Below are 14,749 nucleotides of genomic sequence, written 5' to 3'. Positions count from 1 at the left end.
CTCTGCCTTCCTGTGGTTGTGCTCGTACCGCTGCGGCTCAGCCCTTGACCGCGCCCTGCAGGCCACCGACGATCTGCTTCTCCGCGAGCGTGAAGAAGAGCAGTGCCGGCAGCATCGCCAGCGAGGTGAAGGCGAGTACGCCTGCCGTGTCGGTGGTGTACTGGCTGGAGAAGTTCTGCACGCCCAGCGGCAGGGTGTGCAGGTTGACGTCGCTGAGGACGAGCAGCGGCAGCAGGAACGAGTTCCAGCTCGCCACGAACGCCAGGACGCCAACGGTGACGAGCGCGGGCCGCGACAACGGCATCGCGACGCGCCAGAGGAAGCCGAGCCGACTCGCGCCATCGATGGCGGCCGCGTCCTCCAACTCTCTCGGGATGGCCGAGAGGAAGGGGCGCAGGATCACGATCGTCAGTGGCAGTGAGAAGGCGACCTGCGGCAGGATCACCGCGTAGTAGGAGTTGATCAGGTTCAGGTCACGCAGCATGAGGTAGAGCGGCAGGATCGCCGCCCCGGCCGGAAACAGCAGACCGAGGGTGAAGAAGGTGTAGAGCCCTTCCCGCCCGCGGAAGCTGTAGCGGGCGAGCACGAACGCGGCGGCCAGTCCGAGTACGACCACGGCCAGCGTGGTGCCGAGGGCGATGACCGCGCTGTTGAACGCCTGTTGCCAGAAGTTGCTCTGGGTCAGCACCCTGGCGTAGTTGTCCCAGACGAACGGGTCGGGCAGGCCGGCCGGGTCCGCGACGATCTGCGGGGTGGTGCGGAACCCGCCGATGACCACGTAGATGACCGGGGCGATCGACACCGCCGCGATCGCGAGGGCGAGCGCGTAGGTGAGCGGCGTGCCCCAGGAGACCTGACGGCGTCCGGTGGACGGGGGGAGAACCGAGTTCACGGCCATCGTCACTTCGCCCTTCCGGTGATGGCGCCCTCGATGTCGCGGCGGAGCAGGAACCGCTGGAACAGCAGCGCCGCCACGAAGGAGATGACGAACAGGATTACCGCCACAGCGTTGCCGTAGCCCCACAGCCGGGCGAAGAACCCGTTGTCCACCATGTATGTCGCCATGGTGGCCGAAGCGCCGAGGGACCGCACCGCGGGCACCGAGGTCACCCAGATCATGTCGAAGATCTGCAGTGACCCGATCATGGACAGGAACATCCAGATCCGGATCGTCGGGCCGAGCAGCGGGATCGTGACATGCCGTTGGATCTGCCACCAGCTCGCGCCGTCGATGGCCGCCGCCTCGGTCAGCTCGTCGGGCACATTGGAGAGTCCAGCGAGGAGCAGGATGATGGCGAAGCCGACGTATTTCCAGGTGAGGATGGCCAGCAGGGTCCAGATGACCACATCCAGGTCCGCCAGCCAGGCTTGCACCAGGCCGCCCATGCCCAGGGACCGCAGCAGTGCGTCGACGGTGCCGTCACCGGTCAGCAGCAGCTTCCACATGATGCCGACGGTGACCTCGGCCAGCACGTAGGGCACGAACACCAGCAGGCGGAACACGGCCCGCCCACGGAAGCGACGGTTGAGCAGCAGGGCGACGCCCAAGGCGATCGGGCCCTGGATCAGCAGCGACCCGAAGACGATTATCGCGTTGTTGCGCAACGCGTCGAGGAAGATCGGGTCCTGGAAGGCGAGGGTGTAGTTCCGCAGACCGACGAACTCGGTGGGAGGGCCGACCCCACGCCACCGGAACAGGCTGTAGTAGACCGCGAAGCCCATCGGCACCAGTACGAACATCACGTAGATCAGGACGGCCGGCGTGGTGAGCCCGATGATCTCGTACCACTTGCGGCGGTTGTCGGCTCGGCGGGCGGACTCGCGCCCGGCCTTGTGGGGGCCCGCCGGCGACGCGGGAGCGTCGCCGGCGGGAATACGGATCTGGTTGGCGGAGGTCACTTGCTTGCGGCCGCCTTCATTGCCGAGACGACCTTCTCAGGCGTCCCGTTGCCGGCGAAGATGGCGACGATCGCGTCGTTCATCGCGTTGCCGACCGTGCTGCCGTACGCCGTGTCCAGCCAGAGCTGGACGTAGCTCGCCCCGGAGGTGGCCTCCAGGATGGACTTCAGCGCGGGGTCCTTCACGGCGTCCGCCGCGCCCTTGGCGACAGGCAGGCCGGTGCCGGTCTCGGCGTAGCCCTTCTGCACCTCGGGGCTCACGATGTACTTGAGGAACTCGACGCACTCGGCCGGGGCGTTCTTGGCGCAGGAGAACCCGTCGCCACCGCCGAGAGCCGCCTTCGGGTCACCCGGGGAACCGGAGATCGCCGGCACCGGGAACCAGCCGAGGAACGACGCGAGCTTCGCCTTGTCCGTGGTGACGGTGTCCAGCGTCCCGCGGTTCCAGTCGCCCATGAGCTCCATCGCGGCCTTGCCGTTGGCGAGCATGCCGTTGGCGCTGGTCGGGTCGTTCTGGCCCGGCGTGGCGATGAAGTTGGGCTGGAACGGCTTGGTGTCGATGAACGTCTTCAGGTCCTGGCCGGCCTTCACGAAGCACGGATCGTCGAAGTTCTTCTCCGCGGAGGCCTTCTTGAGGGCGTCGACCGAGCAGGCGCGCAGCGCCATGTTGTACCACCAGTGCGCGGCCGGCCACTTGTCACCGGCACCCACGGCGATCGGGATGACGTTGATCGCCTTGAGCTTGGTGACCGCGGTGTTGAGCTCCTCGAAGGTGGTCGGCGGCGCCGCGATGCCCGCCCTGGCGAACATCTCCTTGTTGTACCAGACGCCCTCGATGCCCATCCGGAACGGCAGGCCGTACTGCTTGCCCTTGACCTGCCAGATCTCCGCGGCGCTGCCGATGTCGCCGACCTCGGTCTTGGTCTGGTCGGTGATCTCCTTGAGGTAGTCGGCCTCCACCTGCTCGCTCATCTCGCCGCCGCCCCAGGCCTGGAAGATGTCCGGCGGGTCGCTGCTCAGCAGCGCGGCAGGGAGCCGGGTGCGCTGGAGCTGGTTCGTCTCGATCGCCTCAATCTCGATCTTGACGGTGGGGTGAAGTGCGGAGAAGTCCTTGGCGACCTTCTCCCAGTAGGTCTTGCCGGGCCCGTCCTGTGAGGCGTTGTGCCACCAGCTCAGGGTTACCGGGTCCTTGTACAGCTCGCTCTGAGGGGCTGCCTCTTCGCCGCCGCCGGAACACCCGGCGAGGACGACAACACTTGTCATTAACAGTGCCAGGACGGCACTCGCACGCCGCTTCGTTGCCATCGATGTCTCCTCGACTAGTCAGTCGCGGTACTCGGCCTGCGGCGAAGTTTTACAGTCATGTAACTTGATGTCAATCGGTATCGATAACGTTTTCGAGTCGGTGGCGACGTGCCCCCGACGGGGCCCTATCATCATCGACGTGGTGTTTCAGCAGCGCGTCAAGATGTCGGATGTGGCACGTACTGCCGGCGTCTCGGTCGCGACCGTGTCGAAGGTCGTCAACGGCCGCTACGGCGTGGCCCAGGCAACCGTGGAGCGCGTCCAGCAGGTCATCCATGAGCTCGGCTACGAGGCGAGCCTGGGGGCGCAGAGCCTGCGCAGCCACCGCACCAACGTGCTCGGCATCCTGGTCGCCGAGTTCGAGCCCTTCTCCACCGAACTACTCAAGGGGGCGTCGCAGGAGGTCGCCGGGAGCGGATACCAATTGCTTGCCTACTCCAGCGGGGACGGCGAGGGCGCCGCCGTGGGGTGGGAGCGGCGCTCGCTCGCCCGGCTCTCCGGCACACTCATCGACGGCGCCGTGATCGTCACACCGACGGTGGTCGAGACCGAACACAGCTTCCACGTCGTGGCCGTCGACCCCCACACCGGGCCGTCCGACCTGCCCACCGTCGACTCGGACAACTTCGCCGGCGCCGTGCTGGCGACCAACTACCTGCTGTCCCTCGGCCACACGCGGATCGGGCACATCAGTGGACGCACCGACCTGAAGTCCGCGCAGCTGCGCGAGGCCGGCTTCCGCAGTGCGATGGCCGACGCCGGCGTGCCCGTGGACGAGCGGCTCGTCCGCGTCGGCGGGTTCCGGATCGAGAGCGCCGCCGGCACCGCCGCGGAGCTCCTCGCCCGTACCGACCGGCCGAGCGCGATCTTCGCGGGCAATGACCTCTCCGCGATCTCCACGATGACAGTGGCCCGCGACATGGGCCTGTCGGTGCCCGACGACCTGTCGGTGATCGGCTTCGACAACGTACCGGAGTCCGCGCTGGTCAACCCGCCGCTGACGACCATCATGCAGCCGCTGCAACGGATGGGCGCCGAGGCGTTGCGCCTGCTCATCGACCTGATCGCTGGCGTCGAGCGCGACACCCACATCCGGCTCCCCACCGAGCTGGTCATCCGTTCCTCCTGCCGCCCGCTGCACTGACGTCCGGGTCCAGGCAGCGCAGGACCCCGGCCGTCGCCGTGACACGTGGGGGCACGCGACAGGGTGGCGGAACGTGAATCTCACCTAAGTCGACAATTCCTCCCCTAGGTTCGGTGCGCAGGACGCAGCCGAACCGGGGAGAGACGTGGACAGCTATCCGGCGATCGAGGATCACGGGCTCATCGGCGACCTGCAGACCGCCGCGCTGGTGACGTGCGACGGGACTGTCGACTGGTTCTGCGCGCCGCGGTTCGACTCGCCGAGCATCTTCGCGGCCCTGCTGGACAAGGAGAAGGGCGGCTACTTCCAGATCGCGCCGCACGACGTGCGGTACGTGACCAAGCAGCTCTACCTCCCCGGCACACCCATCCTGATCACCCGGTTCATCAGCGCCGACGGGGTGGCCGAGGTGATGGACTTCATGCCGGTCACCGGCGAGCGGGCCACCGACGCGCATCGGCTGGTCCGCACCGTCACCATGGTCCGGGGCAGCATGCGCTTCCGGGTGGAGTGCCGGCCGCGGTTCAACTACGCCCGCGAAGAGCATCAGCTTGAGCGCCACCACAACGGTTTCGTCTTCCGCAGCCGGTCGGCGACGCTGACGTTCAACCCGGTCGACCCGGTGCGGCGGTTGATCTCCGAACAGGGTGACGTCCACCTTGAGGGCGGCGACCTTGTCGCGTACGGCACGCTGAACGAGGGCGACACCGGCGGGGTGGTCCTGGAGACGGGCGGAACCGAGCCGCGCATTTTCGCGCCGGAAGAGATCCAGGGCATGTTCGAGTGGACCCGGGACTACTGGCGGCGCTGGCTCGAACGTTCCCGCTACACCGGCCGCTGGCGGGAGATGGTCGAGCGTTCGGCCATCACGCTCAAACTCATGACGTACGCGCCGACCGGCGCGATGATCGCCGCACCCACCACAGCGCTGCCCGAACTGGTCGGCGGAACCCGCAACTGGGACTACCGCTACACCTGGGTACGCGACACGTCGTTCTCGGTGCACGCGCTGCTCGGCCTCGGCTTCACCGAGGAGGTCAGCCGGTACATGAACTGGCTCGACGAGCGGATCCGCGAGGCCGGCGACCACCAGGACCCGTTGAAGATCATGTACCGGGTGGACGGCTCCTCCGACCTGCACGAGGAGGTGCTGGACCACCTGGAGGGCTACCGAGGCTCCCGGCCGGTGCGGATCGGCAACGGCGCCGCCGACCAACTCCAGCTCGACATCCACGGCGAGGCCCTCTACGCCATGCACCTCGCCGACGAGCAGGGCATCCGCGTCTCACACCAGGTGTGGAAGAGCACCGTCCGGCTGGTCGACTGGCTCTGCCACAACTGGGACCAGCCCGACGCCGGCATCTGGGAGAGCCGCCACCACCCCCGCAACTACACATTCGGTCGGGTGATGTCCTGGGTCGCGCTGGACCGGGCCATCCGGCTGGCCACCCGCACCGGCCGCCCCGGGGACATGACCTGCTGGACCGAGCAACGCAACCGCATCTACAACCAGGTCATGGAGCGCGGATACGACCGGGCCCGCGGCACCTTCGTGCAGGCGTACGACGAGAACGTGCTGGACGCGGCGCTGCTCGCGATGCCGGCGGTCGGTTTCGTCACGCCGAGCGACCCGCTGTGGCAGTCCACCCTGCAGGCGATCGAACGCGAGCTGGTCTCCGACAGCCTGGTCCACCGGTACGACCCGGTCCACTCCCCCGACGGCCTCCCGGGCCACGAGGGCACCTTCAACATGTGCACCTTCTGGTACGTCGAGGCGCTGGCCCGTTCCGGCCGCCTCGACGACGCCCGACTCACGTTCGAGAAGATGTTCACCTTCAGCAACCACCTCGGCCTCTATGCCGAGGAGATCGCCGCGACCGGGGAGCAGATCGGAAACTATCCCCAGGCGTTCAGCCATCTCTCACTGATCAACTCGGCGCTGACGCTCAACGACCTTCTCGACACCGAGGCCGACGCCCGCCGCCGCCGGTAGCGCCAGCATGTTCCGGTCAGCCGCCGCCGGCGCGGAGCCGACGGCGGGAAGGGCTTGACGCGCCCACGTCCATCGCGCATGGTCGACAGACATAGACCATTTCGAATGTATGGACGCTGGGGGAACCGATGAAGGCATTCGTCACCACCATCTCGGTTGCGGCAGTGCTGCTCCTGGCCACGGGCGGCGCATCCCACGGCCAGCCAGCGGCCGACCCGCCCTGCAGCGGGCAGATCCACCCGAACCCGGGGTTCGAGCGCGGCACCGCCGACTGGACGGCCGGCCCCCGCATCGTCGTGCTCGGCGACGCGGCCCGACCCGCACACACCGGCCGCGCGTACGCCACCTTCGCCGGGCTGGACGTGACGCGTGCCGACCTGCTGCGCACCACCGTCACAGTGCCGACCAACTGCGACCTGACGGTCCGCTTCTGGGTGCGGACCACCACCACGGAGACCAGCCGCGGCGACTACCTGAACGTCGGACTGGCGGTCACCGGGATACCCCCGAAGACGAGGTTCTCGCTGGCCTTCGACGGCGGGGCGCAGTGGCGGCAGTACGTCATGTCGAGCGGAACGGGCACTATCGAGCGCACCGCGACGGCCAGCTTCCTCGCCAGCGAGACGGCTGGCAACGGCGCTACCGCCTTCGACGTCGACGACGTGTCCTTCACATTGAGCTGACCTGCGCGGAACGGCCCTCACCGCCCCTGATGCGACAGCCGACTCCGCCCGGAGTCCGGCTGAGAACAACCCAACCCCCGCCTGAGGCCGAAGAGCGCCTCACTGCTCGGAAAGCATCCGCAGAACAGAAAAAGACTCGACTGTCAATAAGAAAATGGCACCGGTGAGGCCATAAGCATCCCCGGAACTGCAAGGCATTGAGATTCCGATCTCTGCCGGCGGATTTCGTGGCCGTTGAGGGGAACCAACTCTATGCTTGCCGCCGAATGCGCTGCGGCTCATCCGGGCCGAGGGTTACCCCGATACAAGGATTTGCGAATGCACCGGAAGTCTGCCCCGAGCAACGGCACCGCCGGCGTTGGCGAAGTAGCACCTGACGGCCAACTGCCGGCCTCTACCGCAGAGGGTGCCGCGCGCCGGTCCGCGGTCGCCGAGGAACAGGCGTTTCTGGACTTGGCCACGGCCCGGCGCGACAGGCTGGCCGATCACCTACAGGTCGAACTTTCGTCGGAGCCCATGGACGCGTTGGAGCGGGCCCGGCAGCGCATGCTCCGGCAGCAGTACGACGAGCTACGGCGAGCAGATGAGGGGTTGGTCTTCGGCCGCCTCGACGGCCTCGACGGCACAGTGCGCCACGTGGGCCGTGTCGGTCTCCGTGATGACGGCGACGACACTGAGCCACTGCTGGTGGACTGGCGCGCTCCCGCGGCTCGGCCGTTCTACACCGCGACGGCTGTCGACCCACAGGGTCAGGCGCGGCGCCGGCACATCCGTACGACGGGATCGGCCGTCGTCGGCGTGGACGACGAGCCTCTGGACGGGAGCGCAACGGCGGAACTCGTCGGCGAAGGCGCTCTCCTGGCCGCCCTCGACCAGCGGCGCACCGGTCGCATGTCGACAGCGATCTCCACCCTGCAACGCGAGCAGGACGACATCGTCCGGGCGGAGGCGACCGGCCCGCTGATCGTCCAGGGTGGTCCCGGCACGGGCAAGACAGTGGTTGCCCTGCACCGCGTCGCGTACCTGCTGTTCACCCACCGAAAGATGGCCGACCAGGCGGTCCTGGTCCTGGGCCCCTCGCCGCGGTTCCTGCAGTACATCGCCCAGGTGCTGCCCGCGCTCGGTGAGACCGCCGTCGTCTCGGCGACCTGCGACACCCTGCTGGCCGACGTTCAGGTGGGCCGCGACGAGAGCCGACTTCTCGCCGAAATCAAGGGTCGCGCTCTCTGGCAGCCCACGCTCGAAGGCTACGTCGCGTCGCTGCTCCCCCGACCGCGCGAGCTGAAGCTGCGCTGGGAGGGCGAGTTCTACGTCGTTCCAGCCGCGACCGTGGCGCAGGCGCTCGCCTCGGCGGTGCAGGGACGCCCGTACCACCGCGCCCGCGCGGCGTTCGCCGAGCAGGTGCACCACCTCCTTGCCGATGTCGTCGCCGAGCAGCGCGAGGCGCTGATGGCGGAGATGGAGGAAGGCTTCGAGGACATCCTCGCCCGCGTCGACAAGGGCATGGGGCATGACCACGCCTCCACCCGGACGTCCACCGGCAGCGACATCGACGGGTTGCTCTCCGAGGAGGAAGTCGAGCAGCTTCGTTGTCGTATCGCCGAGAACGCCACCATCGCCCGGTTCATCGAGGCATGGTGGCCCACCCTCGACGCCGAAGCCCTGCTGGGTGACCTCCTGACCGACCGCACCCTGCTGGCCAGGTTCGCCCCGCAACTGTCCCCCGACGAGATCACCGCCGTCGCGGCCGAGCCCACCCCATGGGCATCAAGCGACATCCCTCTGCTCGACGCGCTCGCCGACCTGCTCGGCGAGGTCGACACCCCGCAACCACAGGGCGAGTTCCTCGCCGAACGCGCTCGCCGCCAGCGCGCCTGGGTGTACGGCCACGTCGTCGTCGATGAAGCGCAGGAACTGTCCGAAATGCAGTGGCAGATGGTCCTCCGGCGCTGTCCCAGTCGCTCCATCACCGCCGTCGGCGACATCGACCAGGCCGAGGCAGCCCACCGGCACACCAGTTGGGCACAAGCGGTACGGGCTGCCTTCGGCGACCGTTGGACCGCCGCGGAACTCACCATCTGCTACCGGACCCCCCGCGAGGTCATGGACCTCACCGAACCGGTCTTGACGAAGGCTGGCAGCCACAACACCCCGCCACGAGCGGTACGCTCCTCCGGCATCGCCCCCTGGGAGCGCACGATCACACCGGCTGAGCTCGCCGACGCCGCCGTGGAAGCAGTGCGGCAGTTGCGGCAACGGTGGCACGGCGGCACTGTCGGCGTCATCGCCCCCGCGGACCGCATCGCCACACTCCAAGCGGTTTTGAGTGATGTGCCAGTGCTCACCGCGACCCAGTCCAAGGGACTGGAATGGGACGCGACGCTCCTCATCGACCCTCAGGGCATCGCCGCCGAACCGCGCGGCTGGAACGGCCTCTACGTCGCGCTCACCCGATGCACCCAGGAACTCGGACAGCTCACACTCACGCAGCGATCAGGCTGTGCGGCTTAACCGCGTAGGCAGAAGGGTTGGCCGTGTCCACCACGCCTCGGTGATCATTGAGCGGTGATGACCCCTGCGGCGCCGCCGGCCGACTCCGGTGCGTTCTCGTTGGCAGTTCCGCCACTGTTCGCCGCGTTGGCTCCGGCGCGGAACATCCTCATCGCCGGAGCGGGCGGGGGTTTCGACGTGTACGCGGGCCTGCCCTTGGCGTTCGCCTTGTGGGGCGCTGGCGCGCAGGTGCACCTGGCCAGCCTCTCCTTCTCGGAACTCGAGTTGATCGACCGGGACGCGTGGATGGTGGAGCACGTCGCAGCGGTTCGGCCGGACACCACCAGCACCGACTGGTACTTCCCGGAGCGGACGCTCGCCCGATGGCTGGCGGCGCAAGAACTGCCATCGACGGTGTACGCGTTTCCGCCGCTCGGTGTCCAACCGCTGCGAACGGCGTACCGGCACCTGGTGGAACACCTCGACATCGACGCCGTGGTGCTGGTCGACGGCGGCACCGACGTGCTGCTGCGCGGCGATGAAAGCAATCTCGGCACTCCGGTGGAGGACATGACCAGCCTGGCCGCCGTGGCCGCGCTGGACGTACCGGTCAAGCTCGTGACCAGCCTGGGCTTCGGCATCGACGCCTACGACGGCGTCAACCATGTCGAGGTGCTGGAGAACCTCGCCGCGCTCGACCGCGACGGTGGTTACCTCGGCGCTCTGTCCATCCCCGGTTCGAGCCGGGAGGCGGAGCTCTACCGCGCTGCCGTCGCTGACGCCCAGGCGGCTACCCCGCAGCGGCCGAGCATCGTTCAGGGGCAGATCGCCGCCGCCACCAGCGGCGGGTTCGGCGACGTCCGATTCACCCGACGCACCGGCGGCGGGGACCTGTTCGTCAACCCGCTGATGGCGATCTACTTCACCGTCGATCTCGACCAACTCGCGGCCCGATGCCTCTACCTCGACCGCATCGAGAACACCATCGGCAGACGCCAGGTCATCACACGCATCCAAGCGTTCCGCGACGAGCTTCTCGGCGCACGCCTCCCCCGCGCCTTCCCGCACTGATCCGACACCGCGCCCAGCCGGCCGGGCATGCCCGCCACCGTCAATCCTGCTGACTGACTCACCGAGGGCTCATCGCAGTTTCGGCAACCCTCGTCAACCTTGACGACTCTTGGACATCTGCATCGAGCGGGCGGTGGCGCGGGCGGCAGTGTCGATGAGGTCTGCGACCGGGCCGGGTTGCGAGACCGCCACAGCGTGGGAGGCGGCGATCTCCACTGCCGTGGACCCCGCCCGGTCGGCCAGGAAGCGCTGCAGGTCCGGCGGAATGCCCTGGTCCTGGGTGGTGATCAAGGTCCAGGAGGGAATCGTCTTCCAGGCGGCCTTGGTCACGCCCTCCTCCTGGGCGCTCGCCGAAGCGGGTCGCTGCGTCGCCGCCATGATCTTGGCGGTTTCGGGGTCGACGTCGGCGGCGAACACCTCGGGGAACTTGTCCTGGAAGATGTACTGATCCATTGTCGTGCCGCCGTCGTCGGAGGGAATCGGCACCATGTTGATGCTGGTGGCGAGCTGACTTCCGGGGTACTTGGTGAGCAACCCGATCACACTTTCGCCTACGTCCGGGCTCACGCTGGCGACGTACACCAGGGCCTTGACGTTGGCGGCACCGGCCGCGGCCTCGGTCATGACCAGCCCGCCGTAGGAATGGGCGGCCATCACGACCGGTCCGGGCAAGCTGTCCAGAAGAGCCCGAACGTACGCGGCGTCCTTCTGCACACCGCGCAGCGGGTTGGCGACGGCGATGACCGGGTACCCGCGACGTTTGAGGTCGGCAATCACCCCATTCCAACTCGACGAGCCGGCGAATGCTCCGTGGATCAGCACAACTGTCGGCATCTCCTGGGCAGACATGTCAGAAGCAGCGCTCATCTGGAGTTCCTTTCGAGTGGCCTCGCCGGCGATCCCGGCTCCGGTGACTGGCAGCACCCAGAATCCAGCACTGATCAGGCCACTGTCAGCGAGATCGAGAAGGAAGCGCCGCGCCGAACGTCGGAGCGAAATGCCTGGCAGGCACCAATCAGACCGAACGTTCTGTCGCTAAGATGGTGGGATGGCGAGCGCTGAACCCACTGCCCGGCCCTCCGAGGCACGCCTCAAGCTTCTCCGGACGGCGACCAGGATCTTCTACGCGGAGGGCATTCACGCCGTCGGCGTCGACCGGATCATTGCCGAGGCGAAGGTGACCAGGGCTACTTTCTACCGTCACTTCCCCAGCAAGGACGACCTCATCCTGGCCTACCTGCGGGAGGTGCATCAGCTGGAGCGCGGCATGGTCGACGAGGCCCTCGCCGCCAACCGATCGCCGGTCGATCCGCTCCTCGCCATCACCACTTCCATCGCCCAGAACATCCAGTCCCCCGGGTTCCGTGGGTGCGCGTTCCTGAACGCCGCGGCGGAATATCCGGACACGAACCATCCCGTACACCAAGAACTCATGGCCCACCGGCAATGGTTCCTGGAAACCATCACCACGCTCATGGCACAGGTCCACGAAGGAACGGCGGATCCGGCAGCGCGCCACTTCGTCATGCTCCGCGACGGCGCCATGGCGGCCGGATGTCTCTCCGACCCCACATTGGTGTCCGAGACCTTCCTGCGCGGTGTGGAAGGGCTCCTCAGAATCAACTCGGAGCGTCAGTCGGCGGAGTCAGCCGGTTAGCCCCCGCGCGACCAGCCCACACGACAAGAGCTGGGCCACCCCGGGTGAGGGATGACCCAGCTCATCGGCGATGGCGCGGACGGCGGCACGGCTCAGGTCAGCGGCCGTACGCCTCCAGCAGGCGCAGCCAGACCTCGCTGACGGTCGGGTACGCGGGCACGGCGTGCCACAGCCGCTCCAGTGGGACCTCACCGACGATGGCGATCGTCGCGGCGTGGATCAGCTCCGCGACGTCCGGGCCCACGAGGGTGAGGCCGACGATCACCCGCCGGTCCTCGTCCACGACCATCCGGGCCTGCCCCTGGTAGCCGTCGGCGTGCAGCGCGGCCCCGGCGACGGCGGCCAGGTCGTAGTCGACGACCCGGATCCGCAGTCCAGCGGCCTCGGCGGCGGCTGCGGTCAGCCCCACCGACGCGACCTCCGGGTCGGTGAAGACGACCTGCGGCACAGCACGCTCGTCGGCCGTGGCGACGTGCCGACCCCACGGGCGGTCGTCTGCCGCTTCGCCCCGGGCCCGCGCCACGATCACGTCGCCCACGGCGCGAGCCTGGTACTTGCCCTGGTGGGTCAGGAGCACACGCCGGTTGACGTCCCCGGCCGCGTACAGCCATCCGTCGCCGGTCAACCCGCCGGCACCGTCGACCACCCGCAGGGTGTCGTCGACAGTGAGCCAGGCGCCCGGCTTCAGGCCGATCCGGTCGAGGCCGACGTCGTGCGTGTTCGGCGTACGGCCGATCGCGACGAGGATCTCGTCGGCCTCGACCTGTTCGCCGTCGGTGAGCGTGATGTGCACCGTGCCGTCCCCGTCACGGTTCACCGAGGTGACCTCGGCACCGAGATGCACCGACACGCCAGCTTCTCGCAGGGACTGCGTGACCCGCTCGCCGACGAACGGCTCGGCCGCCGTGAGCACTCCGTCGCGCACGAGCACCGTCACCGCCGATCCGAGACCGGCGTACGCGGTCGCCATCTCCGTGGCCACCACGCCACCACCGATGATGGCGAGCCGGCCGGGAACCTCGCTCGCGGCGGCTGCCTCACGGCTGGTCCACGGTGCCGCCTCGCGCAGACCGGCGATGTCCGGCACCAATGCGCTACTTCCGGTCGCGATGACGACCGCGTGTCGGGCGGTGAGCGAGGTGGTGACGCCGTTCGCGCCGGTCACCTCGACGATTCGGTCGGCGCCGATCCGCCCCTGGCCCCGATACAGGGCGATGCCCGCGGAGTTCAGCCAGGACACCTGACCGTCGTCCTTCCAGTGCGAGGCAAAGTCGTCCCGGCGGCGCAGCACGGCCGCCGCGTCCAACTCGCCGGTCACCGCCTCGCGCGCTCCGGGCAGCTGACGAGCTGCCCGGAGCGCGGTCTGGCTGCGCAGCAACGCCTTCGTCGGCATGCAGGCCCAGTACGAACACTCACCACCCACCAGTTCCCGCTCGACGATCGCGGCGGTCAGGCCGCCCTGCACGACGCGGTCGGCGACGTTCTCCCCCACCGGCCCCGCGCCGATGACAATGACGTCGTACGTGGCGTTGTCCACGTCAGTTTCCCTTCGCGGCGCGGCCGAGGCGGATGGCCGCGATGAGGAAGAATATGGCGCCGGGAATGGCGTAGCCGATCGCGTTGGTCAGTGCCGGGTTGTCCGCGGAGGCGGCCGCGACGAACGACCCACCGGCGATGACGGAGATGCCACCGCTGATGATCATCGGCCATTGGCCACCCATCGCGCGGCGGCTGACGGCCACGATCAGCTGGACCAGTCCGGCCACGACCGCCCAGGCGCCCCAGACGCGCAGGACCGCAGGAATACCGGACGCGCCGGCGACGCCCAGGCCCACCGCGGCGAGCAGGCTGATCGCGACGTTCACGTACAGCAGGGTGGGCGATCCGGTGGCCCGCGACGCGCGGACGTCGACGATGGCCGCGGCCACGTCGAACAGCGGGTAGAGCACGAGCAGTGCGGCGGTGAGGGGGTTGAGGTGCGTGGCGAGTGGGAACGTCACGGCAGCCCAGACGATGGCGAAGGCGAAGCGACCGAAGTACAACCGCCGTAGGGCAGCGGCCGTCGTCGAGATGCCGGGGACGGCGAGGGTGGTCATGGTCATCCTCTCGGTGATTCCGGTGCGAAGGGACGCCCAGCGGGGTGGAGGCCGCCGCCGGGAGGGGAAGGGCGGTGCTACTCGATGTTCGAGAACAGCCCCGTGATCTCCACCTGGGTGCCCTGGAGCCCACCGAAGACGGCACCGGCGGCGGGCGTCGCGACTGCGGCAGAGGCGTCCTCGTAGCTGGCGAAGTACAGGTCGAGCGTCCGGTACGCGGGAGTCGGCGTGCCGTCCTCCTTCGGCCACACCTTGGCCGACTCGACCCGCTGGAGCTTCGGGAACGTCTCGGCGGCCCGGCGTACGTCGGCGAAGACCTTCTCGAACTCGTCGGGTTCTGCGGGGTTACCGATGACGAGCGTGATCTTGGTGGGCACGGTGCTCTCCTTCAGGTACAGCCGTTCCATCTGAC

At 68.3% G+C, this 14,749-nt stretch carries 13 protein-coding genes; 6 read left to right on the top strand and 7 right to left on the bottom strand.

The window, feature by feature from the left end; translation table 11 throughout:
* Positions 1-37 precede the first annotated feature (37 nt).
* Genes AB0C19_RS16310 through AB0C19_RS16300 form a run of 3 tightly spaced genes read right to left on the bottom strand, consistent with a single transcriptional unit; the run spans position 38 to position 3,203 of the window.
* Positions 38-898: a carbohydrate ABC transporter permease gene (locus AB0C19_RS16310; RefSeq protein WP_181539431.1), complete on the bottom strand. Its 861-nt coding sequence runs from the start codon at positions 896-898 to the stop codon at positions 38-40.
* A 2-nt stretch (positions 899-900) separates the two neighbouring features.
* Positions 901-1,899 (bottom strand): sugar ABC transporter permease, encoded by a 999-nt coding sequence (locus AB0C19_RS16305; RefSeq protein WP_357185429.1) that lies wholly within the window; start codon positions 1,897-1,899, stop codon positions 901-903.
* Complete coding sequence (locus AB0C19_RS16300; protein ID WP_357185426.1) at positions 1,896-3,203, bottom strand: extracellular solute-binding protein; 1,308 nt, start codon at positions 3,201-3,203, stop codon at positions 1,896-1,898. Before AB0C19_RS16300 ends, AB0C19_RS16305 begins: the two co-directional genes overlap by 4 nt.
* A 139-nt stretch (positions 3,204-3,342) precedes the next feature.
* On the opposite strand from AB0C19_RS16300, the gene AB0C19_RS16295 reads away from it, so the two are divergent.
* The 5 genes from AB0C19_RS16295 (at position 3,343) to AB0C19_RS16275 (ending at position 10,584) form a co-directional block, all read left to right on the top strand.
* Complete coding sequence (locus AB0C19_RS16295; RefSeq protein WP_357185423.1) at positions 3,343-4,347, top strand: LacI family DNA-binding transcriptional regulator; 1,005 nt, start codon at positions 3,343-3,345, stop codon at positions 4,345-4,347.
* Between the two features lie 145 nt (positions 4,348-4,492).
* Positions 4,493-6,340 (top strand): glycoside hydrolase family 15 protein, encoded by a 1,848-nt coding sequence (locus AB0C19_RS16290; protein ID WP_357185420.1) that lies wholly within the window; start codon positions 4,493-4,495, stop codon positions 6,338-6,340.
* 128 nt (positions 6,341-6,468) lie between these two features.
* Positions 6,469-7,023, top strand: a complete 555-nt coding sequence (locus tag AB0C19_RS16285; protein WP_357185417.1) for a hypothetical protein — start codon at positions 6,469-6,471, stop codon at positions 7,021-7,023.
* Positions 7,024-7,341: 318 nt separating this feature from the next.
* Complete coding sequence (locus tag AB0C19_RS16280) at positions 7,342-9,534, top strand: UvrD-helicase domain-containing protein (protein ID WP_357185414.1); 2,193 nt, start codon at positions 7,342-7,344, stop codon at positions 9,532-9,534.
* Between the two features lie 57 nt (positions 9,535-9,591).
* Positions 9,592-10,584, top strand: a complete 993-nt coding sequence (locus tag AB0C19_RS16275) for a DUF1152 domain-containing protein (protein ID WP_357185411.1) — start codon at positions 9,592-9,594, stop codon at positions 10,582-10,584.
* Between the two features lie 93 nt (positions 10,585-10,677).
* Here the strand turns inward: AB0C19_RS16275 and AB0C19_RS16270 are convergent, their stop codons facing one another.
* The gene (locus tag AB0C19_RS16270) at positions 10,678-11,451 is read right to left on the bottom strand and encodes an alpha/beta hydrolase (protein ID WP_238685057.1); all 774 of its coding nucleotides are present in this window, start codon (positions 11,449-11,451) and stop codon (positions 10,678-10,680) included.
* A 181-nt stretch (positions 11,452-11,632) separates the two neighbouring features.
* Between AB0C19_RS16270 and AB0C19_RS16265 the strand changes: the two genes are divergently transcribed.
* Entirely contained in the window at positions 11,633-12,241 is a 609-nt protein-coding gene (locus AB0C19_RS16265; RefSeq protein WP_357185407.1) for a helix-turn-helix domain-containing protein, read from the top strand.
* 97 nt (positions 12,242-12,338) lie between these two features.
* Here the strand turns inward: AB0C19_RS16265 and AB0C19_RS16260 are convergent, their stop codons facing one another.
* The 3 genes from AB0C19_RS16260 to AB0C19_RS16250 all read right to left on the bottom strand — a co-directional run bounded on the left by AB0C19_RS16260 (position 12,339) and on the right by AB0C19_RS16250 (position 14,744).
* Positions 12,339-13,778, bottom strand: a complete 1,440-nt coding sequence (locus tag AB0C19_RS16260; protein ID WP_357185404.1) for an NAD(P)/FAD-dependent oxidoreductase — start codon at positions 13,776-13,778, stop codon at positions 12,339-12,341.
* A 1-nt stretch (position 13,779) separates the two neighbouring features.
* Positions 13,780-14,337, bottom strand: coding sequence for a hypothetical protein (locus tag AB0C19_RS16255; RefSeq protein WP_357185401.1), 558 nt, complete (start codon positions 14,335-14,337; stop codon positions 13,780-13,782).
* Positions 14,338-14,414: 77 nt separating this feature from the next.
* Positions 14,415-14,744 (bottom strand): hypothetical protein, encoded by a 330-nt coding sequence (locus AB0C19_RS16250; protein ID WP_357185398.1) that lies wholly within the window; start codon positions 14,742-14,744, stop codon positions 14,415-14,417.
* Positions 14,745-14,749 lie beyond the last annotated feature (5 nt).

The organism is Micromonospora sp. NPDC048842 (assembly GCF_040649935.1).
GTDB classification, from domain to species: domain Bacteria; phylum Actinomycetota; class Actinomycetes; order Mycobacteriales; family Micromonosporaceae; genus Micromonospora; species Micromonospora hortensis.
This window is presented reverse-complemented; position numbering and strand designations above follow the sequence as displayed.